This is a genomic window from Microbacterium xanthum (assembly GCF_034531355.1).
Taxonomy (GTDB): Bacteria; Actinomycetota; Actinomycetes; order Actinomycetales; family Microbacteriaceae; genus Microbacterium; species Microbacterium xanthum.
In genome coordinates this window covers 1,006,224-1,028,645 of record NZ_JAWHUE010000001.1, presented here as the reverse complement: position 1 = coordinate 1,028,645, position 22,422 = coordinate 1,006,224, and the positions used below count along the sequence as shown (strand labels likewise).

At 69.0% G+C, this 22,422-nt stretch carries 19 protein-coding genes and 1 tRNA gene; 7 read left to right on the top strand and 13 right to left on the bottom strand.

Annotated elements, in window-relative coordinates:
• Window positions 1–31: 31 nt before the first annotated feature.
• Together RZO50_RS04940 and RZO50_RS04935 are read right to left on the bottom strand one after the other, a co-directional pair.
• Complete coding sequence (locus RZO50_RS04940) at window positions 32–1,804, bottom strand: BCCT family transporter (RefSeq protein ID WP_322598756.1); 1,773 nt, start codon at window positions 1,802–1,804, stop codon at window positions 32–34.
• Window positions 1,805–1,960: 156 nt separating this feature from the next.
• A complete protein-coding gene (locus RZO50_RS04935; protein ID WP_322598556.1) occupies window positions 1,961–2,512 on the bottom strand; it encodes a MarR family winged helix-turn-helix transcriptional regulator in 552 nt (183 codons plus the stop codon).
• Between the two features lie 89 nt (window positions 2,513–2,601).
• Here RZO50_RS04935 and RZO50_RS04930 point away from each other — a divergent pair, with 89 nt between their 5' ends.
• The 3 genes from RZO50_RS04930 to RZO50_RS04920 all read left to right on the top strand — a co-directional run bounded on the left by RZO50_RS04930 (window position 2,602) and on the right by RZO50_RS04920 (window position 6,711).
• The gene (locus RZO50_RS04930; RefSeq protein ID WP_322598555.1) at window positions 2,602–3,156 is read left to right on the top strand and encodes a helix-turn-helix domain-containing protein; all 555 of its coding nucleotides are present in this window, start codon (window positions 2,602–2,604) and stop codon (window positions 3,154–3,156) included.
• A 214-nt stretch (window positions 3,157–3,370) separates the two neighbouring features.
• Window positions 3,371–4,468, top strand: a complete 1,098-nt coding sequence (locus RZO50_RS04925) for a LacI family DNA-binding transcriptional regulator (RefSeq protein ID WP_322598554.1) — start codon at window positions 3,371–3,373, stop codon at window positions 4,466–4,468.
• Window positions 4,465–6,711: an alpha-galactosidase gene (locus tag RZO50_RS04920; RefSeq protein WP_322598553.1), complete on the top strand. Its 2,247-nt coding sequence runs from the start codon at window positions 4,465–4,467 to the stop codon at window positions 6,709–6,711. The genes RZO50_RS04925 and RZO50_RS04920 overlap by 4 nt, the downstream gene beginning before the upstream one ends.
• A 157-nt stretch (window positions 6,712–6,868) precedes the next feature.
• Here RZO50_RS04920 and dcd read toward each other — a convergent pair whose 3' ends face one another.
• Entirely contained in the window at window positions 6,869–7,474 is a 606-nt protein-coding gene (gene dcd, locus RZO50_RS04915) for a dCTP deaminase (RefSeq protein WP_322598552.1), read from the bottom strand.
• A gap of 78 nt (window positions 7,475–7,552) precedes the next feature.
• Between dcd and RZO50_RS04910 the strand changes: the two genes are divergently transcribed.
• Window positions 7,553–7,626, top strand: a tRNA-Gly gene (locus RZO50_RS04910).
• Between the two features lie 257 nt (window positions 7,627–7,883).
• On the opposite strand, the gene RZO50_RS04905 is transcribed toward RZO50_RS04910, so the two are convergent.
• The 7 genes from RZO50_RS04905 to RZO50_RS04875 all read right to left on the bottom strand — a co-directional run bounded on the left by RZO50_RS04905 (window position 7,884) and on the right by RZO50_RS04875 (window position 13,958).
• Complete coding sequence (locus tag RZO50_RS04905; RefSeq protein ID WP_322598551.1) at window positions 7,884–8,309, bottom strand: hypothetical protein; 426 nt, start codon at window positions 8,307–8,309, stop codon at window positions 7,884–7,886.
• Between the two features lie 211 nt (window positions 8,310–8,520).
• Window positions 8,521–8,805 carry a GntR family transcriptional regulator gene (locus tag RZO50_RS04900; RefSeq protein ID WP_322598755.1) on the bottom strand — a complete coding sequence of 95 codons (285 nt, stop codon included), beginning with the start codon at window positions 8,803–8,805 and terminating at the stop codon, window positions 8,521–8,523.
• Between the two features lie 84 nt (window positions 8,806–8,889).
• Window positions 8,890–9,441 carry a hypothetical protein gene (locus tag RZO50_RS04895; protein WP_322598550.1) on the bottom strand — a complete coding sequence of 184 codons (552 nt, stop codon included), beginning with the start codon at window positions 9,439–9,441 and terminating at the stop codon, window positions 8,890–8,892.
• 68 nt (window positions 9,442–9,509) lie between these two features.
• On the bottom strand, window positions 9,510–10,394 hold the full coding sequence (locus RZO50_RS04890) for a carbohydrate ABC transporter permease (protein ID WP_322598549.1): 885 nt from the start codon (window positions 10,392–10,394) through the stop codon (window positions 9,510–9,512).
• Window positions 10,391–11,263, bottom strand: a complete 873-nt coding sequence (locus tag RZO50_RS04885) for a carbohydrate ABC transporter permease (protein ID WP_322598754.1) — start codon at window positions 11,261–11,263, stop codon at window positions 10,391–10,393. The genes RZO50_RS04890 and RZO50_RS04885 overlap by 4 nt, the downstream gene beginning before the upstream one ends.
• Before the next feature lie 179 nt (window positions 11,264–11,442).
• A complete protein-coding gene (locus tag RZO50_RS04880; protein ID WP_322598548.1) occupies window positions 11,443–12,765 on the bottom strand; it encodes an ABC transporter substrate-binding protein in 1,323 nt (440 codons plus the stop codon).
• A gap of 110 nt (window positions 12,766–12,875) precedes the next feature.
• Entirely contained in the window at window positions 12,876–13,958 is a 1,083-nt protein-coding gene (locus tag RZO50_RS04875; RefSeq protein ID WP_322598547.1) for a substrate-binding domain-containing protein, read from the bottom strand.
• Between the two features lie 101 nt (window positions 13,959–14,059).
• Here RZO50_RS04875 and RZO50_RS04870 point away from each other — a divergent pair, with 101 nt between their 5' ends.
• Window positions 14,060–16,060: a DUF2264 domain-containing protein gene (locus RZO50_RS04870; RefSeq protein WP_322598753.1), complete on the top strand. Its 2,001-nt coding sequence runs from the start codon at window positions 14,060–14,062 to the stop codon at window positions 16,058–16,060.
• A complete protein-coding gene (locus tag RZO50_RS04865; protein WP_322598546.1) occupies window positions 16,057–17,058 on the top strand; it encodes a hydroxyacid dehydrogenase in 1,002 nt (333 codons plus the stop codon). The genes RZO50_RS04870 and RZO50_RS04865 overlap by 4 nt, the downstream gene beginning before the upstream one ends.
• Window positions 17,059–17,219: 161 nt before the next feature.
• Here the strand turns inward: RZO50_RS04865 and RZO50_RS04860 are convergent, their stop codons facing one another.
• Complete coding sequence (locus RZO50_RS04860; protein ID WP_322598545.1) at window positions 17,220–17,813, bottom strand: TetR/AcrR family transcriptional regulator; 594 nt, start codon at window positions 17,811–17,813, stop codon at window positions 17,220–17,222.
• A gap of 661 nt (window positions 17,814–18,474) precedes the next feature.
• On the opposite strand from RZO50_RS04860, the gene RZO50_RS04855 reads away from it, so the two are divergent.
• Window positions 18,475–19,098, top strand: a complete 624-nt coding sequence (locus tag RZO50_RS04855) for a glycosyltransferase (protein ID WP_322598752.1) — start codon at window positions 18,475–18,477, stop codon at window positions 19,096–19,098.
• 17 nt (window positions 19,099–19,115) lie between these two features.
• On the opposite strand, the gene RZO50_RS04850 is transcribed toward RZO50_RS04855, so the two are convergent.
• Together RZO50_RS04850 and RZO50_RS04845 are read right to left on the bottom strand one after the other, a co-directional pair.
• Window positions 19,116–20,579 (bottom strand): SH3 domain-containing protein, encoded by a 1,464-nt coding sequence (locus RZO50_RS04850; RefSeq protein WP_322598544.1) that lies wholly within the window; start codon window positions 20,577–20,579, stop codon window positions 19,116–19,118.
• 147 nt (window positions 20,580–20,726) lie between these two features.
• The gene (locus RZO50_RS04845; RefSeq protein WP_322598543.1) at window positions 20,727–22,394 is read right to left on the bottom strand and encodes a cellulase family glycosylhydrolase; all 1,668 of its coding nucleotides are present in this window, start codon (window positions 22,392–22,394) and stop codon (window positions 20,727–20,729) included.
• Between the last annotated feature and the right edge of the window lie 28 nt (window positions 22,395–22,422).

The window sequence follows — 22,422 nt, the reverse complement described above, 5'->3', positions numbered from 1 at the left end:
CTGCTTCCGCGGGTGCTTCAGGGCGCGGTGATCACTCGGGCGGGTGGGCCCCCACGTCGCTGCGGGACGCCTCGATCTGGGTGACGGACGGGTCGACGCGCTGCGCGGGCGATTCCCCGCGACCGTTGCCGGTCCCGTCACCGTCGCCGTCAGCCGAGCGGCGGTGCATCCATTTGGGGAGCCTCGGCCATCGCACGCCCCGCTGGTCGGGCTCTTCGACATCGAGGCCGTAGTAGTCGCCGATGCGCTCCACGAATGCCGCGCGCTGCGCGTGGTCGTACGCGCGGCGCTCCCGCTGGAACGCGACGATCGTGGCCCAGCAGATGAGGAGCATCACGACGCTGAAGGGCAAGGCGATCGTGATCGCCGCCGTCTGCAACGCGGTGAGGCCGCCGGTGAGCAGCAGCGAAATCGCCAGGAGCGCGGTGACCAGCGTGAAGAAGGTGCGGATCCACTTCGCCGGCTCCTGGTTGCCGCCGGTGGCGATCATGCCCATCACGAGGGCGCCCGAGTCGCTCGAGGTGATGAAGAAGACCGCCACGAGCACCATCACCCCGATCGTGAGCAGCGTTGTGCCGGGGAAGAACCCCAGCAGCTGGAAGATCGCACCCTCGATGTTGACCGAGCCGTCCGGGAGGGTCATCGAACCCGGCTGGTTCATCTCGAGGTACAGCGCCGATCCGCCGAGCACCGCGAACCAGAGGATTCCGAGCAAGGTCGGCACACCGATCACGCCGAGGACGAACTGACGCACGGTACGGCCTCGCGAGACGCGGGCGATGAAGATCCCGACGAAGGGGGCCCACGAGATCCACCAGCCCCAGTAGAACGACGTCCACGACGACTGCCAGGCTTCGCCCGCCTCGCCCTGGAAGGCGCTGACGGTGAAGGAGAGTCCGACGAAGTTCTGGATGTAGGAGCCGATCGACTGCACCCACTCGCGCAGCAGGTACTCGGTCTGACCGAAGATCAGGATGTAGAGCAGCAGAAGGCCGGCCAGCACGAGGTTCGTGGAGGACAGCCACTTCATGCCGCGCGTGACGCCGGAGAGCACCGAGGCGAGCACGCACACGGTGATGACGCCGATGATGAGCACTTGCAGGCCCTCGGTCGGCTCGGCAAGCCCGGCCGCATCCAGTCCGGCGCTGATCTGGAGCACGCCGAGGCCGAGGGAGGTGGCGACGCCGAAGACGGTGCCGGCGAGCGCGACGACATCGATCGCGTGGCCCCAGGGGCCCTCGACGCGCTTCTTGCCGAGGACCGGCTCGAGGGTCCAGCGGATGGAGATGGGCCGCCCGCGACGGTGGATGGCGTAGGCGAGGCTGAGTCCGACGATGACGTAGATCGACCAGGCCGTGACACCCCAGTGCAGGTAGGTCTGCGTGAGAGCTGCCTGCGCCAGCGCCGGCTCCTCTCCGGTGACGCCGGGCCGCGGGGAGACGAAGTGGCTGAGCGGTTCGCTGACGCCGTAGAAGACCAGGCCGATGCCCATTCCGGCCGCGAACAGCAGCGAGAACCAGGCGCCGACCGAGAACTCCGGTTCGTCGTCGTCCCGTCCGAGCTTGATGTCACCGAAGCGTGAGAAGCCGAACATGATCGCGATCGCCACGAAGATCGCCGCGATCAGCACGTAGTACCAGCTGAACGCATCCACGATCGTGTCCTGGATGCCGGCGAACAGCGCTTCGGCCGCGCTCGGCGCGAGGATGGCGAAGGCGCTGAAGACGAGCACGACCCCGGCGGCGGGCCAGAACACCCACGGTTGCACGCCGCGGCCGGTCGCGAGGGTGGGGGTGGAGATCACCCGCTCCGCGGGGTCGGTCCCGGCGGGGGCGACCTCCTTCGGGGATCCGGGTGGGTCGACGGCGGGTTCGTTCTTCGTCTCGTTGTCGCTCACCGCTCCACGGTATCGACCGAGGCGGAATCACCGGTAGCCGTCGCCACCGGACGCGGCGGCTCGCTATGCTCGTGGGTTTCCCTCGGCGTCCGGCCACGCGTCGGCGAGCTTGCCGAGCAGCCGCGCGAGCTCCGCCCGCTCGGCGTCGGTGAAGTCCGCGAGGGCCGTGCGCACCGCATCCGTACGCTCGCCGCGGACGCTGCGGGCGATCGCCGCCCCGTCATCGGTCAAGGCGATGCGGGTGCGCCGAGCGTCGTCGGGGTCGGCCTCGCGACGGACCATCCCCGCCTGCACGCCCTGCTGCACCAGTCGCGAGGCCCGTGGCTGGTCGACGCCGATGCGCTCGGCCAGCTCGCTGACGCTCAGCGGATCGGACGCACCGGCGAGCACGTCGAGCATGCGCACGCGCGCGGGTCCGCCGAAACGCGCCCCACCGTGCGGGCCTCCGAACGGGCGCGCCCCGGGCCACTCGGGCCGCCCGCGCTCGCCGACGCCGGGTTTGCCGTGCGGATGCCGCCCGCCTTCCCACGGCGGACGGGGCACGCGGCGTCCGCGCAGCCGCGCGAGGGCGCCGGCGATGGCGGCAGCGGGGTCGTCTGCTCGGGGCTCGGACATCCTTCGAACTTACATGTCTCTTGACATGAAGACAGGACACATGTCACCATGCATCTACTTGCTACATGACATGTAATACAGGAGTCACCATGGACACTTCACAGAACCAACGCCAGATCGTGCGCCGCCTCCACGCCCTCGAGTGCGCTCTGGCCACCGAGATCGACACCCGCTTCGCCGAAGAAGGCGTCGACCGTCGCGACCTGATGCTGCTGACCGCCCTCGACTCGCCGGATGACGCCTCGCGTCCACCGCACCGCGGTCCCGGACGGACCCGGCGCCTGCGCCACCTCGCTGCCCGCGGATGGATCGACGACACCGGCACGGGCACGTGGGCGCTCACCGATGACGGCCGCGCGGCCCGGCTGCGCCTCGAGGAGATCCGCGACACCGTGCGCAGACGAGCCGTCGATGCGGTCGGCCAGGACGCTTTCGACACGACGATGCGCAACCTCGACGCGATGACCCGCGCGCTCGGCGGCGACCCCGACGCTCCCCCACGCGGCGGTCGACGCCGATTCGGCCGCCACGGCTTCGGCCACCCGGGCGCCGGTCGAGCCGAGCGCGGCGACGGCGACGGCGACGGCGACAACCGTCATCACGGCTTCGGACCCCACGACCCGCGCTGCACCCCCGCCACCTGACCCGCCCATCCCCGCCCCCGCCCCGCACCTCCGCCCGCACCTGCACCCCGCACCTCCACCCCGAACCTCCACCCGATGTCGGAGATTCGGCCGTATGTCGGAGGATCGCCGCCAAATCCTCCGACATACGCGCGATCCTCCGACTTCGCGGGCGACGCAGGGCGGGGTGCGATGCCGTGGCGGGGTAGGGGTCTACCCGCGTAGACTGCGGTGCATGACCACGCCGGCGGACGACATGCGCGACGATGCGGGTCGCGCACGCCGCGTGACCCGCGCAGACGTGGCGCGCGCGGCGGGCGTCAGCACGGCCGTGGTCAGCTACGTCATGAACGACGGGCCGCGCCCGGTCGCGCCGGAGACCGCCGAGCGCGTGCGAGCGGTGATGGCCGATCTCGGATACCGCCCCAATTTCACCGCCCGCGCCCTGAACCTCGGCACCACCCGCACCCTCGGCCTGGTGCTGCAGGACACCCTGAATCCCTTCTTCGCCGAGCTTGCGCAGTCCCTCGAGCGCGCCGCCTCCGCCCGCGGGTACCACCTCGTCGTCGCCGAGTCGCACGGAGACGCCGACACCGAGCATCGCCTCGTCGCCGAACTGGCCGACCGGCAAGTCGACGGCCTGCTCCTCATGAGCTCGGGTGACCGATGGCGCGACCGGGTTCCCCTGGATCCGCGCGATCCACCGACCGTGCTTCTGGACTGCGCGGGTCCGGTGCCCGGGCGGCACACGATCGGCCCGGATGCCGCCGCCGGCGCGCACGCCGCGGTCTCCCATCTCATACAGATGCATGATCGCCGCCGCATCGGCTTGGTGATCGGCCCAGATGGTCTCGCCAGCCCCGATCCGCGCGTCGTCGGCTGGCGGGAAGCCCTCGCCGCGCACGAGGCGAGCGAGGGCCCCCTCGCCGTCGAGGCGTGGAGCGCTGCCGGCGGCTACCGCGCGGCGCGGCGCCTCCTCGAGACCGGGATGCTCCCCGACGCGCTCTTCGTCAGCTCCGACGCGCAGGCGGTGGGGGTGCTCCGCGCCCTGCTCGAGGGCGGCATCGACATTCCACGGGACTGCCCGCTGGTGAGCTTCGACGGCACCCGCGCGGGGGAATACTCCTGGCCGGCCCTGACCTCGGCGCGTCAGCCGGTGGGCGAGATGGCCGACCTCGCGCTCGATCTCCTGACCGGAAGCGTCGACGCCCGCCCCGGCACCACCACCCGTCACCACGTGTTCCCCGTCGAGCTCGTCCTCCGCGAGTCGTGCGGCTGTCCTCTCACTCCCCCGTCGACCGCGTCCGACCGCTCATCGAAAGGCCCTTCGTGACCGCATCCACCCCCGCACCCGTTCGCCGCACCGTGTCGCTTCGTGCCGCCGGCGTCGCACTGATCCTCGACCTCTCCGAGGATCTCCTCCCCGCCGTGGCGCACTGGGGCGCCGACCTCGGCCCCCTCACGGCGGGTGAGGCGGCGGCCCTCGTCGATGCGGGCATCGATCCGGTGGGCCAGAACCAGGCCGACGAACCGGTCCGGGTCGGGATCGTGCCCGAGGGGTGGACCGGATGGCCGGGGCGTCCCGGACTGTCCGGCTCCCGCAAGGGCACGGCATGGTCACCGCGGTTCCGGGTGATCGAGCGCCTCCTCGACGACGCGCCCCTCGGCGCCGGGCACACGGATGCCGCCGCCGGCACGCTGATCGTGCGCGCCGAGGACGCGGGCGCCGGGTTGGGTCTGACGCTGCGAGTGGAGATGCTGCCCGCAGGACTCGTGCGCACACGCGCCGACGTGACCAACCTCGGAGACGACGACTACGCCCTCGATGCGCTCACGCTCGCGCTCCCGATCCCCACGGTCGCGCGAGAGGTGCTCGATTTCGCGGGCCGTTGGGCGCGCGAACGCACCCCGCAGCGCACCGACCTGGGGGTCGGCACGCACCTCCGCGAGAACCGACGCGGGCGCACCGGCGCCGACTCGGCCTACCTGCTGCACGCGGGAGTGCCGGGCTTCGACTTCGCCGGTGGAGAGGTGTGGGCCGTGCACACGGCGTGGAGCGGCAATCACGTGCACTACGCCGAGCGGGTCTTCAGCGGCGAGCAGGTCATCGGCGGCGGCGAGCTGCTCCTTCCCGGCGAGGTCGTCCTCGGAGCCGGCCAGTCGTACACCTCCCCGTGGCTGTACGGCGCGTACGGGGACGGACTCGACGAGCTCGCCGGGCGTTTCCATCGTCACCTGCGGGCGCGCGACCAGCATCCCGCCTCCCCGCGCCCGGTCACGCTGAACGTGTGGGAGGCGGTGTACTTCGACCACTCGTTGCCGGGCCTGATCGACCTCGCCGACCGGGCGGCCGAGATCGGCGTCGAGCGGTACGTGCTGGACGACGGGTGGTTCGGCTCGCGGCGCGATGACACCTCCGGACTCGGCGACTGGCAGGTCTCGGCGGAGGTGTGGCCGGATGGACTCGGCCCGCTCGTCGATCACGTCACGGGTCTCGGCATGCAGTTCGGCCTGTGGTTCGAACCCGAGATGGTGAACGTCGACTCGGATGTCGCGCGCGCGCACCCGGAGTGGATCATGAGCGCCGACCGCGATCGTCTTCCCGTTCCGAGCCGCAACCAGCAGGTGCTGAACCTGGCGATCCCCGCCTGCTACGACTACATCCGGGATGCCATGGTCGCGATCTTGCGTGAGTACGACATCTCGTACATCAAGTGGGACCACAACCGGGACCTCGTCGAGGCGGCCGACCGCGCCGACGGCCGACCGGCCGTGCACGCCCAGACGCTCGCCTTCTACCGGCTCGTAGACGAGCTGAAGGAGTCGTTCCCGGGACTGGAGATCGAATCGTGTTCCTCGGGCGGCGGGCGGGTCGACCTCGAGGTGATCGAGCGCACCGACCGGGTATGGACCTCGGACTGCATCGACCCTCACGAGCGCCAGCTCATGCACCGGTGGACCCAGCAGTTGTTGCCGCCGGAACTGATGGGCGCGCACATCGCGTCGGGTGTCTCGCACACGACCGGACGGGGGCATTCTCTGGCATACCGCGCATCCACCGCCGTGTTCGGCCACCTCGGCATCGAGTGGGACCTGCGGGCCGCCCCGGCAGACGAGTTCGCGCAGCTCGGCGCGTGGGTGGCGTTCTACAAGCGGTGGCGCGATCTGCTGCACACCGGCGATGTCGTGCGCCTCGACACCGGTGACGAGACCCTGTTCGGCCACGGCGTCGTCAGCGCCGACCGCGCGCGGGGCCTGTTCGCGATCGCGTCCGTCGAGCGGCCGATGACGAGCATGTACGGACGGGTACGTCTGCGGGGGTTGGATGCCGGGCGCCGGTATCGGGTGCGGCCGGTGCTGCCGGCGGGTGAGCTGGGCGGGATGCTGCCGCCGCCGTGGTGGGGGACCGGGGCGGGCGACACGGCCGCGCACTCGGCCGTCACGGCCGAGCGGCTCGCGTCCGGTTCCGGTGCGGTGTTCAGCGGGCGGACGCTTCGGTTCGCCGGGATCGCGCATCCGGCGGTGTTCCCGGACACGACGGTGTTGTACGACATCGAGGCGATCGACGTCGTTTGACGGGGCATCCCGCGGTCACCGCTGTGCCCCCCGACGACGCGGCGACCGCGGGGTGAAACCCCGGGTATCGGTGGTGCATGAAAGCGACGACTCCGTCGCCTCCGATTCCCGACGTCCCCTACGTTAGAGGATTCTCATCCGGAGGGGAAGAGTTTTCTCACTTCCCGGCGGCGCCGGCGTCGGTCACGCCGACGTCGCTGCGGTGGAAGTTGCGGAAGGAACGCGAAGCGGTGGGGCCGCGCTGGCCCTGGTAGCGGTTGGCGTAGGGGCCCGATCCGTAGGGGTTCTCGGTCGGCGACGACAGCCGGAAGAAGCACAGCTGCCCGATCTTCATGCCCGGCCACAGCTTGATCGGGAGGGTGGCGACGTTCGACAGCTCGAGCGTCACGTGCCCCGAGAATCCGGGGTCGATGAACCCGGCCGTCGAGTGGGTGAGAAGGCCCAGGCGGCCGAGGGATGACTTGCCCTCCAGGCGCGCCGCGACGTCGTCCGGCAGCGTGACCTGCTCGAACGTCGATCCCAACGCGAACTCGCCCGGGTGCAGAATGAACGGCTCCTCGGGATCGACCTCGATGAGGTGCGTGAGGTCGGGCTGGTCCTCGGCCGGATCGATGAAGGGGTACTTGTGGTTGTCGAACAGCCGGAAGTAGCGGTCGAGGCGCACATCCACACTCGAGGGCTGCACCATCTGCGCATCCCACGGCGCGATCCCGATGCGTTCGGCCTGGACTTCTGCGCGGATATCGCGATCGGAAAGCAGCACGGCATCAGCCTAGCGATCCGCGCACCGCGCATCGACGCAGACCTTGTATGCTGTCGGATGCTGCGGTTTTCCGCTTGCGGGGATGTAGTTCAATGGTAGAACTTCTGCTTCCCAAGCAGACAGCGCGGGTTCGATTCCCGTCATCCCCTCCATTTGCCCGTTCCAAAGCTAGGTTGGATTTTCCAAAGCTAGTTCGGACTGGGACGGCATCGTTCGGCTGGTTCGCCCATTAACTACTCGCCGACTGGTCGGGAGCAGGCGCGGAGTCCGGCGCGCATGCCCCGAGCGTCAGCGACCCCACCATGGCACTTGCCCGTGCATATCTACGCGTCACTCCATCGCCCCACGGTCAGTGTCCACCCCAGCACCTCCACGATGGATTCAGCGGGAGGTCGCCGATGCGTGCTTGTCACGGACCGGTCATCGAGCCTGTCTGCACGTCGCCGCTCGCGAACGGGAAGGGCCAGAGATACGTCCCGGTCCCGCCGATCCCGTCGAGGGGGATGAGCCCGAACCAAACGTGTGAAACGACGATCGCCGCCGCGGCCGCGATGACGATGACGAACGAGGCGCGGTCCAGGATGCGGAAGGCCACACTCTCGCTGTCAGCGCGGGTCAGCACGCGCCCGATGGCAACGAACACGACCGCGCCGAACGCCACGTACACCAGCGGGCTGGGCCCGAGTGTCAGGGTGACACACGTGGGATTGACGTCCGTGGCGACGCCGTTCTCGTCGAGGAAGCCCGTCTCGGAGACAACTCCGAGACAACCCCCCTTACTCCCCACGGTGAAGACCGAATAGGCGATCGCGGATCCGACAGCCGCGTAGAGCATCCGCCGAACACGTCGAAGGATCGCGGCTCCCGGGACTCTGTCGACCGCATGCTCCGTGTCTCTTTCACTCGCTGCGCGCACTCGCACCTCCGCGCCCACTCTCGCATGGCGGACATGCGTCTGAACAGTGCCTGTTTCGAGCGAACCCCGTTGCGCCACGAGATGCCGTCCGCAGCCGCCGCCAGTAATTTCGAACTCCGCAAGTTGGCGGTCAGCTGCCCCACATGGCCCGCAGAAGACGCACTGTGTCATCAGCTGACAGATCTACTCGAGCGCACTCCGCCGAGAAGGTACGCGCAGCGCTGAGTACGCGCGCACTCGCAGGACTCGCGTGCGGACTCACACGCGTCACACCGCCGGGTCGCGCGGTGACAAACCCATCGGACTCCAGCGAGCGGTAGGCCCTGGCGACCGTTCCCGGGGCAACCGCCAAGTCCCGTGCGAGCTGCCCGACGGAAGGGAGGCGCTCCTCCGGAAGAAGTCGGCCGGAAGAGATCAGTCCTGCGGCCGCTCACGCCGGCCGACAGCGGACAGTACGGTGTTCCCGGCGAGGGCCGAGGCACGACTGTGCGACCTCACCTCACTCAGCGCGTGTCGCCACAGCGCACGCCGCGAAGATCAGCAGTCCCGGAACGAGCACGACAAGCGGCGCGAACATCCACACGATCACGTACGCCAACCCGAGCGCCAATAGCAGAAGTGAAGACCCGGCCGGATCGCGCACGGTCTGCTCACCGGCCAGCCTGATCAGACCTGCCCAGGTCACACCGAACCGCCACCTCGCTGCGGCACGCAGCAGCACGAGGGCGATGAGCGCACCCAACGCGAGCGACCCCCATCGGAACACCTCACCGCCGGGAATGGCCGACGTCATCGGACTCGACACCGTGATCGAGATGCCCGCGTACACCACCGCGGCGAGGAGCCCCCAGACCCACCCTCCGCGCAGCGCGCGAAGGAAGTCCCGCCCGAGCTCGAGGAGCGTGTCCGACTCCCCACGGACATGACGGTGCACATGCGCCGCGCCCGCCGCGACCGCAGGCAGAGCCGTGACGCCCGGCAACGAGAGGACCCCCACCGCGAGACTGACCACGATCGTCTCGGAGAACAGCGCCAGTCCGCGGCTGGTCATGAGATGGGCGATCCGGGGCCGCGCTCTCGACCCGCGAGAGGCGGGTGCCGATGAGAAGTCGCTCATGCTCAGCCCTTCAACCCTTGTGTCGCCACTCCTCCAACCAGGTAGCGCTGGAAGATCAGGAAGAACAGGAACACCGGGATGAGCGCGAGGACCGCCATCGCCATCTGCGCGCCGTAGTCCACCGACGAGGTCTGATCGACGAACAGGCGCAAAGCGATCGGCAGCGTGTACAGGTCCGGGTCCTTCAGATACAACAAGGGACCGAGGAAGTCGTTCCAGGTCCAGATGAAGGTGAAGATCGCACTGGTCACCAGAGCCGGCTTCAGAAGCGGGAGCATGATCGCCCAGAAGGTTCGATAGTGGCCGGCACCGTCGATGCGCGCGGCTTCGTCCAGCTCCCTTGGCAAACCCCGCATGAACTGCACCATCAAGAAGACGAAGAACGCCTCGGTCGCGAGGAACTTGCCGACCAGCAACGGGGTGAAGGTGTTCACGAGCCCGAGTTCGTTGAAGATGATGTACTGCGGGATGATCACGACGTGGAACGGCAGAAGCAGCGTTCCGATCATGATGGCGAAGTAGACGTCCCTGCCGGGGAAGGTGATGCGTGCGAAAGCGTACGCAGCAAGGGCCGATGACCCCACGACACCGATGACGGACAGGACGGCGAGAAGGGTCGAGTTCTGAAAGAACGTCCAGAACGACACTCCGCCGATTCCGCTCAACGCCGTGGCGTAGTTCTCGAGGGTGACCTCACGCGGGAGCAGTTCGGCATTGCCGACGATCTGCGCCGACGGTTTGAACGTCGAGAAGACCATCCAGGCCACCGGGTAGAGGATCACGGCCAGGATCGCCAGGACGATCACGTGGAAGGTCACCTCCTTGCGCGTCCAAGGCCGCCGCACACGTGTTCTCTTGGCCGTGACCAGCAGTTGCGTTGCGCTCATCGTCCTTCATCTCCTGCGTAGTGGACCCAGAATTTCGAGCTGCGGAAGAAGATCACGGTGATCACCGCGATCACCAGCACGAGTACCCAGGCCATCGCCGAGGCGTACCCCATTTGGAAGTCGCGGAACCCGCGGAAGTAGAGGTAGAGGGTGTAGAAGAGCGTCGACCGGGCAGGACCGCCGGTGCCACCCGAGATGATGAACGCCGACCCGAACACCTGGAACGCGTTGATGGTCTCCAGCAACAGATTGAAGAAGATCACCGGCGACAGCATCGGCACGGTGATGGCGCGGAACTTCCGGATGGGGCCGGCCCCGTCCACCGCTGCCGCTTCATAGAGCTCCTGGGGCACCTGCTTGAGGCCGGCCAGGAAGATCACCATCGGCGCGCCGAACTGCCAGACCGCCAGAAGGATCAGCATCGGCATCGTCTTGTCGGGGTCGCCGACCCATCCCCCGGGCGGGAAGCCGAAGAACTGCTGATAGGTGTCGACCGGACCGTCATCGATGAACATCGCTTTCCAGACAACGGCGATCGACACCGAGGCCCCGACCAGCGAAGGGAGATAGAACGCCGACCGGTAGAAACCGGTCCCCCGAAAGGCCGCGTTCAGGATGAGCGCCACGCCGAGCGCCGACGCGAGCTTCAGCGGCGTACCCACCAACACGTAGACGGCGGTGACCTGCCACGCCTTGAGGTAGTCGGGGTCATTCCAGAGACGGACGAAGTTGTCGAAGCCGACCCACTGGGGCGCGGTGAACAGGTTGTAGTCGGTGAAGGCCAGGTAGAGCGAAGCGACCATCGGTCCGGCGGTCAGCAGAACGAATCCGATCAGCCACGGCGCCAGGAAGACGTACCCGGCACGGATGTCCTCCCACCGACGTCGTCTGCGTCGGACCGGGGCGGGCGGTGGCGGCGGCGGAGCCGCTTCCGGGACGGCGGGAGGGGGGACGGTCTGGATGCTCACGCGGATTCTCCTCAGAGGAATGGAAGAGTGGGAGGACGGCTCGTGTGGGGTCGCGGCCGGCGCCACCCCACACGAGGCGATCACCCCATCGCCGACTCGGCTTCTGCGAACCAGCGCTCGGCGGCCTCGTCCGGCGAGACCGAGCCGTACGCAACCTCCTGAGCGAGGGTGATGAAGACCTGCTGCTGCGTGCCGAACCCGCGCGCGGCCGGCGGCAGGGTTCCGTTGAGAAGGGGCTCGATCTCGGCGTGATAGTCGAGGATCTCCTGGTCGATGGCGTTCGCCTCGATGCCGTCGGCGGCTGTCGTCGAGGCCGGCACGCCACGTGACATGCCGAAGATCGTTCCCACCTCCGGGTCGTTGACCAAGAAGTCGATGAACTCGGCGGCGTGGGCGGGATGCTCACTGTTGGCACCGATCGAGAGCATGAGGCCGGGCTTGAGGAACATGCCGGTGTTGTCCGCATCGTCGAAGGGCACGGGAGCCAGGGTCAGTTCCGGCGTCGCCGGGCCTTCGGAGAAGCGCGGAAGGAAGTGCGCCCAGCTGATCCCGGTGGCCACCTCCTCGGAGCCGATGGCATCGACTCCTTCCAGCTGCGACTGTCGCTGCATCGGCATGGCGCCGCCGCTCTCGTGGATCGGCGCGCTGCGGCTCCACCACGCGGCCAGGTCCTCGGCGTCGAACCCGATGCCGTCCTCATCGATGAAGCTCAGCCCCTGCTGACCCAGCCAGATCTGGAAGAGCCAGATGTCCTGGGTGTAGTCGGTCGCGCCATACACCGCCGGATCACTCGCCGCCCCCGCGGCGGCGACCTCCGCCATCAGCTCGTCGTACTCGTCCCACGTCACCTGCCCCTCGGGCGCAGCGACGCCGAGCTCGTCGAGCAGCGGCTTGTTCAACATCATGCCCAGCGTGCCGCTGCTCGAGGTCAAGCCGTAGATCTTGTCGTTGTAGGCACCGGCCTCGATGAGAGCCGGGTCGATAGCACTGGTGTCGATGACATCCCCGAGGTAGTCGTCGAGGGGAAGGGCGTGCTCGAACCCGCCGTACTCGGCCAGGTAGGCCAGGTCCATCTGGAACACGTCTGGCAGCGACCTGCTGGCGGCTTCGGTGTTGCGTGCCGTCCAGTAGTCGCTCGAACCCGCGTAGCTGGTCTGGATGGTGACGTTGGGGTTGCGTTCCTCCCATAGGTCGATCGCCGCCTCGTAGCGGTCAGCGCGACTCGCGTCGCCCCACCACGCGAAATTCAGCGTGACCTCCGCGTCGGGATCCGCTGTCTGCGCGGTGCCCCCCTCCGCCGCGGCACATCCGGTGATCGCCGCCAGCGCGGCGGCGGTGAAGAGTGATCCTGCTGCGACCATGCGCTTCCGCGGCCGTGCGGTGATCGTGGGCCGAGATGTCATCGGAGCCTCCTTGCTCGTTGCCTCATTGCTCGACCTCCGCAGACTCCGGGGCCGACACCGAGACTGTAGGTCGAGGGCGTGATCGACCTGACCGTTACGGACAAAAGCGATCAGGTGCTGGCGCCGCACGACCGACGAATGGTCAGTTGCGGCAGCATGGTCACATTCCGGGGTGCACTCCGCGCCGCCTGGGATGCGCGTTCCGAGATACGTTCCGTCACAATCCGCATCACCTCGTATCCCAGATCTCGTCGCGGTGAGGTGACGGCCGTCATCGGCACCATCGCCATGGACGCGATGTCGTCGTCGTAGGCGATGATGGCGACGTCGTCCGGCACACGAATTCCGCGATCCGCGGCCACTTCGAGCATCCGTGCCGCATGGACATCGCTGTGCACGAGCGCTGCGCGCACACCCGCCGCAAGGCAGTCGTCGAGGAAACCCGAGAGCTCGATGTCGAGACGCCCGTCGTCGTCTTCGTGAGCCTGCGGCAACGCCCGATACGGTGCCGGCGCGAGGCCCAGGCGCTCGACGGCACGCGTGTAGCCCTCCATCACGAGCGGCGCGGTCGGCGTACGCGCGAAGGTGGCAAGCCCCACGGCGCGGTGACCCGAACCGGCGAAGTGCTCCACTGCGAGGGCGGCGCCTCGGGCGTGGTCGCTGCGGGCGCTGTCGAAGGCGGCAAGGCTCGTCGATTGCAGGCGCCTTTCGAGGAACACCACCGGAACCGGCAGGCGAGTCGCCCATGCCGCGAGATCCTCCTCAGAACGTTCGCGCATCGTGGGTGCCACGATCAGTCCGTCGACGCCGGCGTGGAGGAGGCGCTCAACCTGCTGATTCTCGATCGCTGCGCGGTAGCGCGATGTCGCCAGGACCACTCGAGCTCGGCGCGCGTGCGAAGCGGCGTCCATCCCCCGGACGATCACAGGGAAGTGGCCCACGGTGCTGGGCACCACCACACCGATGTTCAGGCGCGCAGCCTGAGGCGCCGCGGGCGCACCCGGCGGGATCGCCCCGCCGTGCACCCGCACCAACCGCCCCTGGGCCTCGAGCTCGGCGATGTCACGACGGATCGTGACTTGAGACACGTTGAGCTCCTCGGCGACCGCCGCGGCGTTGACCGATCCGCGCAGTTCGATATGGCGCAGGATGAGCTCATGCCGCGTACGCGGCAACGGACTGTGACCGGCCATGACCGCTCCTTCGACGCAGGGAACACCGCTGTTCAGGATGATCGGATTTGTCCGTTCATACCGATGGGCACCAGAGCCTAGCGGACGATCGAAGCGTGACGATGACGCCCGACACCGCGGCCCGCAGTGCCCGATCGACCTCCTCCGAGGCCGGTCAGCCCCTCACCCCCCGCGCGGGATGGCAACGGGCGGCGGACGACATGGTCACTGCCGCGCTGCGCTTTGCCTCGCCATCCGGCGCACTGATCGACATCCCCGGGCCACGGAGCGTTTCGGGTCGGCGCAGCACCGCACACGAGGGATACGCCCGAACGTTCCTCGCCGCAGGCTTCCGGGTCGGAGGGTCCGAGGGGGACGACCCCGCCGGTCTGCTGGAACGCTACGCCGCAGGCCTTGCCGCGGGTGTGAATCCTGCCCACCCGGAGCGCTGGCCCACAATCGAGGAGCGACGTCAATCGGTGGTGGAGGCCGCATCGATCGCCATCGCACTGCACGAGACCAGGCCGTGGCTGTGGGACCGCTTGGACGCCGCCGTTCAGGAACGCACGATCGATTACCTCGCCGGCGTGGTCGGCACCGACGGCTACACGAACAACTGGACGTGGTTCCAGACGGTCATCGAGCATTTTCTCGCGACCGTCGGCGGTCCGTGGAGCCAGGCCGACCTCGACCGGAACGAGCAGATTCGTGAGGATCTCTACGTCGGGGAAGGCTGGTACTCCGACGGCGCCAGCCCAGCGGGTCGGCGCCAGAACTTCGACTACTACGCGGGGTGGGCATGGCATCTGTATCCGTTGCTGGACTCGCGCATTCGCGGGCGGGAGCTCTCGCTCGCCCATCGGGAGCGGCTGGCAGCGTATGTCGGGCAGGCGATCGACCTGATCGGGTCTGACGGCGCGCCGGTGTTCCAGGGGCGTTCGCTGACCTACCGCTTCGCCCTGCTCGCGCCCTTCTGGGCAGCATCCCTCGCCGGCGGGGGCCCGCTCTCGGTCGGCGCGACCAGGCGCCTGGCAGACAACGTTCTCGGCTACTTTCGCGCGCACGGTGCGTTCGATGAGCGGGGCCTGCTTCGGATCGGGTGGCACGGCGAGTTCCTCCCCCTTCGGCAGGGCTACTCCGGGTCGGGTTCGCCGTACTGGGCGAGTAAGGCGTTCGTGGGCCTTCTTCTCCCACCAGACCACCCGGAGTGGACAGCGGAGGCGTCTGCCGTCGAACCCCCCGGCCTCGCGCAACGGGCGTTTCACGCGCCGGGATGGATCGTCGTCAACACACCCGGCGACGGTGTGGTCCGCGTCATCAATCACGGCACCGATGGCGATCGACGGCCGGGGGGACCAGCGCGCGCAGATCGTCCGCTCTATCAACGCATGGGGTATTCGAACGTGACCTCACCAGATCTCACGGCCGAGGGAATCGCCACACCCCGGGAGTCGCATACCGCGCTCCTCGATCGGAACGGCGAACCATCTCACCGGGGCCGCGTGGAGCGGGTACACCTCTCGGACCGCATCGCGGTCTCGCGCTCGCGGGTGCACTGGCTCGACCTGCCGGGCTCGCAGCGCACGCCGCATGTGGAGACATGGGCCGGCGAGCGCAGCGGCCCGACGCTCACCACCGCCTCGATCGTGCACGGTGCAGCGGAGCTCCGCCTCGCCTGGTGGAACCCCGTTTCACCCCTCCCCTTCCCTGCGGCTGATGATGATGCCGACGACGCCTGGCCCGCTGACCCGGGACCATGGCGCGTCGCGATGACCGGGTGGGCGCTGCCTGTCAGTCGCGGGACCGAGATCGATCCCGCTTCCACCTCGGCACGACGGTCCGACGGACTCTGCAGCAGCCTGATCGGAGCGCGGCGGATCATCGACGGCGGCGTGCGGCTGTCGTCGAGCGCGAACGCGTTCGACGAATGCTCGGCCACGCCGTGGGCTCACAGCAGAGTCGTCCTCGCCGGAGAAGTCGTCGCCGCGACGGTGACGCTCAGCGGAGATACAGATGACGCGCCCACCGTCACTCGCATCTGGATGACAGGTCAGACCATCGTCGTGGAGTGGCGGGACGGCGCGGTGGATCACGTCCCTGCGGAGGGGGCGGTGGCAGCGTGAGCCGTCCGCGCGCGATGTTCGCGGCAGGTTCCCCGCAGCTCTTCTCCGATCTCTTCGATGAGGTCACCCTCAGCCGTCTGGGGCGCGTGGTCGATCTCGACTCCTCCGTCGCCACGCGGGAGAACGCATGGAACGCCGCGACGTCGCGAGAGGTCGAGGTCCTCATCACGGGGTGGGGCGCACCGCGCTTCGATCACGCGATGCTGCAGCACTGGCCGAGACTGCGAGCCATCGTTCACGCGGCTGGATCGGTGAAGCGTCTGGTCACGCCGGAGATGTGGGATCGGGGCATCCGTGTCGCCAGTGCGGCGCAGGCGAATGCTTATCCGGTGGCGGAGTACACCCTCGCGATGATCCTGCTCAGCAGTAAGCGAATCCTCGATTCCGCACGCACGTTCTCGCACACCGAGGACTGGCAGTCGGCTCGCCCACTCGGATCGTTCGGTGGCTTCGGGTCGGTGATCGGCATCGTCGGCGCGTCACGTGTCGGCCGCCGCGTGATCGAGCTGTTGCAGCCTTTCGACATGTCCTGCCTGCTCTATGACCCCTCTGTCTCGAACGACGAGTGCCGCCGGCTGGGAGCCACTCCGGCTTCACTCGAGGATCTGATGCGCCGCGCCGACATCGTCAGTCTTCATGCGCCGGCACTGCCGGAGACCCACCACATGATCGGCCGAGCAGAACTCGCGCTCCTCCGAGACGACGGTGTGCTGATCAACACCGCACGCGGCACGCTCGTCGACACGGACGCGTTGGTGGACGAGATCCGGCCCGGCCGCCTGCGCGCCATCCTCGACGTGACCGACCCGGAGCCCCTTCCGCCGGGGCATGCGCTCTTCGGCCTCTCCGGCGTCACACTGACGCCCCACGTGGCGGGATCGCTGGGCAACGAGCTTCGGCGCATGGGCGTGCATGTCACGGCCGAGGTGGAGCGATTCGTCCTCTCGGGGAACTTCCTCGATGAGGTCACCGCGCCGGATCTCGCGACGATCGCGTAGGGCTCCAAACGTGTTACGTTACACAGGAGTTCGTAATGACGAACCTGCGTCGACGCCTTGCGCGCCGGCGCCTGCCGGCGGGCCTCACCCCGCCGCGCGCCCGTGGACGGCGACGTGTCGGGGGGACCGGCCGTCCACGGGCCCCGCATCCGCGACAGATCTCAGCACCGGCCCCGCAGATACGCGAAAGCGACGCGAGTGGTCTCGACGGCGAGGGAGTCGTCGACCGGCTGCCCGATCGGCAGGAGTGCGCGAGCGAGGATCGGCCCGAGCAGCAGGTCGCACACGACCTCGACCGTGTCGGGAGATGCGGGAGGGACCTCTCCGCGCGCCGCGCCGGCGGCGATGACGTCCCCGACGTTCGCGCGGCGGGGAAGGATGAAGTGACTCTGGAACATCCCTCGCACCGCGGGGTCGGTTCGCACCACCTCCAGCAGGCCCGGCAGGTTCTTGCGGACCAGGGCCGTCGAGAACATCTCGACCTCTTCGCGCTGGAGTTGCAGGAGGTCGCCGTCGAGACGTCCCGTGTCGACCGGGTTGCCGTCGCCGAAGCGGTGCGCGATGACATCGAACGCGACGTGCGCGGTGCTCGCGTAACGGCGGTAGAACGTCGGACGCGTGGTTCCCGCAGCCTTCACCAGACCCTCGACGGTGAGGCGAGAGAAGCCCTCGTCCTCCATGATGACCTCGGCGGCGCGCCGCAGCGCCTCCGTGGTCTCGCGCACGGGAGGACGCCCCACGGCCCGGCTCGGCATTCCGAAACGGTATCAGGAGGGATGCGAAAGGCGCGCTCGAGCGGTCGCTAGAGTGACGGCATGGCGACGGTCCTGTTCTGCCCGGTCACGTTCAACCTCGCCGAGACGACCCGCATGATCCAGGTCGCGCGAGCACTGAATCCTGACCATGACCCGGTCTTCCTCGGGTACGAACCCGACTTCGCCGACCTCATCCGTGACGCAGGATTCGACTACCGCGCCTGCCGCCCCTCGTGGTCGAAGAAGGAGCGCGACCAGGCGATCGCGTTCGATCAGGGCCGGGCGATCCGGAGCCCCTTCACCACCGAACTGGTCAGCGCCCGTGTGGCGATCGAGCGCCACCACGTGCGCGAGACCGGGGCGCGGGCGATGGTGACCGGGTCGAATCTCACCTCGTTCCTCTCGGCCCGCGCCGAGGGCATCCCCCTGTTCTACCCCGTGCCGTACGCCCTGACGGATGCGCAGGTGTCGGCAGCCGTGCACATGGGCTTCGTCACCGGAGAGGGCGCGATGGCTCGCGTCGCCGATCGCGTGGCGACCGCCGCCTTCCGGTGGATCTACACGTCCGCACCCCTCGCACCCCGGGCGTTCACACGCGTCGCGAAGGCCAACGGGGTACCGCCGCTGCGCACCGTCGGGTCGCTGCTGACCGCCGACCGGAATCTGCTCACCGAGATGCCGTGGGATCTGGAGGGGATCGACCTGCCCGACGGGTTCGAACGGGTCGGACCGGTCTTCGCGCACATCGACGCCCCGATCCCGACGGTGGTCGACGAACTCGCCCGCGACGACACCCCGCTCGTCTACCTCGCCCTCGGAAGCTCGGCCGACCGGGGCCTCGCCCTCACCCTCGCGCGCGCTCGGCACCCTCCCCGTGAACGTCGTCGCCCCCATCCGCCATTACCTCCAGCCCGACGACACCGTGCCCGCGAACATCCATGTCACCGACCTGCTGCCCGCCCACCGGCTGGGTGGGCTCGTCGACGCGGCCGTCATCCACGGCGGCCAGGGCACCGTTCAGACCGCCTGCGCCACCGGCGTGCCCTTCGTCGGGATGGGACTGCAACCCGAACAGACCTGGCACGTGCGCGCGTGCGCCGCCCGCGGCAACGCGATCGCCCTCTCACCGAAGGATGCCGGCGCCCCCGGCTTCCTCGATGCCGTGCGGCGCGTGCTCACCGACCCGGGCATCCGACAGGCGGCCGACGAGGTGCGGGAGGCGTACGAGGGCGCCGACGGTGCCGCCGCGACCGCGCGCCTCATCGAGGCGACCCTCGCCGCGTGAGTGGTGGCCGTGAGGGGTCAGCGCTTACGGAGGTACGCGGAGTGCACCCACCCGGTGTGGCTGCGCTTCTGCGGTGTCACGTAGGTGACCTTCCGCCACACGCCGGATGACGCGAGCACAGCGCCCACGTTCGCCCCCTTCGGGATGACCACGACCACCTTCGCGGACATCGACGCGCTGGCCCGCAGGTTCAGCGATGCGGTGCTCGCGTACGTCGCCGCCGCGGCCGCTTCCTTCTTCAGGTATCCGTGGTGCACCCAGCCGGTGACGCTCTTCTTCGTCGCCGCGACGTAGGTCACTTTCCGCCAGTCGCCAGAGGTCGCGAGGATCTTCCCCACTCGCCCACCCTTCGGGATCACCACGAGCACCGCGCCCTTCGGCGAGGCTGTGGCCCGCAGGTTCAGTGCGGCGGTCGTCGCGTACGTCGTGTTCGAGACGACCTGTTGCGTGGGGGCAGGGGAGGGTGTCGGCGACGCCGTCGGTTTCGGGGTCGCGCTCGGTGTCGGGGTCGGGGTGGGGGTCGGGGTCGGCGTGGGAGTCGGGGTCGGGGTGGGAGTCGGGGTCGGGGTGGGAGTCGGGGTCGGAGAGGCGCTGGGGCTCGGCGAGGCGGACGGGCGTGGAGTCGTGGTGGCCGAGGGGCTCGGCACAGGCGTGGGAGTGGAGAACACCGGCGTCGGAGCGACGGCGGCGGGGCGCGTGGGCGTCACCAGCCAGTTCGCGATCCATCCGCTCTTGGTGCCGATCTTCACCGGGATCCATGACCCCGACGACTGGCCCGGAACGTGGGTCATCGCCGTCCCTTTCGCCAGCGTCGCGATGATCGCGTGGGTCGTGGCCGGCCCCGTGCGGAAGTTGACCGATCCGGTCGTCCAGTACGTGCAGGTCGCCGGGGCGGCGCTCGCGGTGACCGCCTTGGCGTTCTTGACCAGGTCCACTCCGCGGGCGGCGAGGAATTCCGTCGGACGCAAGACCTTCTGGCCGGATGCCGTCTCCTGGCGGATCTCGAGGTGGAGGTGATTCCCGGTCGACGCGCCGCTCGTGCCGACGCTGCCGATGCGCTGCCCGGCGGTGACGGTCTGCCCGACCTTCACATGGGTGTCGGCTTTCCACACGTGGTAGTAGTACGACGTGTAGTCGGTCCCACCGGCGGTGTGGCGCACCGCGACGTAGCCCGCCACGGACGAGGTCCCGTCCACGGTCGCCACGACCTTCCCCGCGGCGATCGATGAGATCGCCGCTCCCCCAGCGGCGGCGAGGTCGACTCCGTTGTGCATCGTCGACGCACCCGTGGTCGGCATGCAGCGCGGCCCGTCGAACGCGGTGACGCTGTAGCCGCGAGCCGGCAACGGCATCCGGAACGGCGGCGACGTCGACGTCGCGACCGCGGGAGCGGATGCCGCGACGGCACCGGGTGTCGCGCCGGCGAGCACGAGCGCGACCGCGGTCGTCACGGCGAGGAGGGATCGGCGAGCGGTGATCATGGCACTCCGGGGAAGAGGAAAGACAGCGCGGAGGCGGATGCGTCGTCCCGGTCCACGCGGCCCCCACGCGGGTGCCGAGATCACCATACGTCCTGCGACGCCCTGCTGTCACCGCCCGGATGGACGGGCCCTCACCGCGGACGCGGATCAGTGCGGCGCGAGGGTGAACGACGTCACGGAAGGGGCCGCCGTCGCGGCCACCTGGAGGCCCACGGTCATCGTCTGCCCCGGTGAGAGGGACTTCGCCCACCCCGCACCGTCGCACGTGATGGTGCTCCCGACGAGTGAGCAGTCCATCCCCCACGCGTTGACGATCCGCGACGCCGACGGCGAGGTCCACGACACCGTCCACCCGGACTGGTGCGCCGCCGCCGTGACGGTGACGTTCGCGACGTAGCCCTGTCCCCAGACGCTCGTGGGCTGCAGCGACCCCGACAGTGCCGCCGGGCTCGGGGTCGGGCTTGCCGTCGGGGTCGGGCTTGCCGTCGGGGTCGGGCTTGCCGTCGGGGTCGGGCTTGCCGTCGGGGTCGGGCTTGCCGTCGGTGTCGGGGTCGGGGTCGGCGTCGCCGTGGGGGTCGCCGTGGGGGTCGGTGTCGGAGTGGGGGTCGGTGTCGGCGTGGGGTTGGCCGTCGGACGGGGCGAACCGGTGGGCGTCGGGACCGGCCCCGCGCTCTCCGCGAGCAACGGCGCGAGGGCGGCGACCTTCTCGGCCTGCGGTGTGCGCCAGTCGTCGGCGACGATTCCGCCCGTGTCGCCCGAGTTGGGGTTGAACGACCAGAAGGCGAAGCTCATGTCGTTCTCGTCGAGATAGGAGACGATCTCGTCGAACCACAGCCGGTCGCTGCCGGTCTCGAGCTTCGTCCCGAACTCGCCCAGCAGCACCGGGGCGATGCCCTGCTTCTGGATGTAGCCCCAATTGGTGTCCCACACCGAGGTGAGGTTGTTCGGGTAGTCCGACGCGCCGAACCAGTTCTGCCATGCCACCGAGGCCGGGTAGTCGTGCGGCGAATACACGACACGGTCGGCGACGTCGAGCACGACCGGGTCATCGGCGACACCGCGCAAGCCCCCGCCCCACCACGTGTAGCTGCCGTCGACATCGCGCCCGACGCCCTCGACGATGATGAGCAGGTGCGGGTTCACCTCGAGGATGGCGTTGCCCGCCCGTGTCGCCGCGGCCTGCCAGTCGACGCCGGCATCGCCGCATCCCCAGCACGCGCTGTCGTGGGGTTCGTTGTGCAGATCGGCACCGATGACGGTCGGGTCGTCGGCGTAGCGCTCGGCGAGCATCACCCAGTCGTCGATCCACTGCTGCTCATCGACCTCCGCGGTGTACCAGAGCGAAGACTGCCCGGCGGTCGTCGGACGGTGCCGGTCGAGGATCACATCGAGCCCGTACGCACCCGCGCGGTCGATGACCGCATCCATCACCTGCAGGGGCGTGAGCCCCACGAGGTCGGGATTGGCGTTCGCGTCGATCGATGACGTGCTCGATGCCGTGAGGCACTGGTTGGCGTAGGGCAGGCGGATCGCGTTGAACCCGAGCTCGGCGATGGTCTGAAGGCCTTCGTCGAGCGAGATGGTCCACAGCCCGTGCGGTGCGCAGTTCGCTGTCTCGAGACCGAACCACGACACGGCGCGGATGGTGTGGGTCTCCCCCGCCTCGGTGACGATGCGCGCGCCATCGGTGTGCAGCCAGCCGGACTCGGAGGCGGATGCGGGCGCCGAGACGGCGCCGACGCCGGCCACCAGTGCGACGGCGGCGAGGAGTGCGTTCGTGCGAGAACGCAGGTGCGTGGGGATCCACCGTGACATCGAGACGCGTCCTCCGCTTTCTTCCCCA

Bases quoted from the DNA above. Each gene is read 5' to 3' on its own strand.
- RZO50_RS04935 (WP_322598556.1), bottom strand. From the start codon at position 2,512: ATGTCCGAGCCCCGAGCAGACGACCCCGCTGCCGCCATCGCCGGCGCC.
- RZO50_RS04930 (WP_322598555.1), top strand. From the start codon at position 2,602: ATGGACACTTCACAGAACCAACGCCAGATCGTGCGCCGCCTCCACGCC.
- RZO50_RS04925 (WP_322598554.1), top strand. From the start codon at position 3,371: ATGACCACGCCGGCGGACGACATGCGCGACGATGCGGGTCGCGCACGC.
- RZO50_RS04905 (WP_322598551.1), bottom strand. From the start codon at position 8,309: ATGCTCTACGCGGCTGTCGGATCCGCGATCGCCTATTCGGTCTTCACC.
- RZO50_RS04895 (WP_322598550.1), bottom strand. From the start codon at position 9,441: ATGACCAGCCGCGGACTGGCGCTGTTCTCCGAGACGATCGTGGTCAGT.
- RZO50_RS04890 (WP_322598549.1), bottom strand. From the start codon at position 10,394: ATGAGCGCAACGCAACTGCTGGTCACGGCCAAGAGAACACGTGTGCGG.
- RZO50_RS04880 (WP_322598548.1), bottom strand. From the start codon at position 12,765: ATGACATCTCGGCCCACGATCACCGCACGGCCGCGGAAGCGCATGGTC.
- RZO50_RS04875 (WP_322598547.1), bottom strand. From the start codon at position 13,958: ATGGCCGGTCACAGTCCGTTGCCGCGTACGCGGCATGAGCTCATCCTG.
- RZO50_RS04870 (WP_322598753.1), top strand. From the start codon at position 14,060: ATGACGCCCGACACCGCGGCCCGCAGTGCCCGATCGACCTCCTCCGAG.
- RZO50_RS04860 (WP_322598545.1), bottom strand. From the start codon at position 17,813: ATGCCGAGCCGGGCCGTGGGGCGTCCTCCCGTGCGCGAGACCACGGAG.
- RZO50_RS04850 (WP_322598544.1), bottom strand. From the start codon at position 20,579: ATGATCACCGCTCGCCGATCCCTCCTCGCCGTGACGACCGCGGTCGCG.
- RZO50_RS04845 (WP_322598543.1), bottom strand. From the start codon at position 22,394: ATGTCACGGTGGATCCCCACGCACCTGCGTTCTCGCACGAACGCACTC.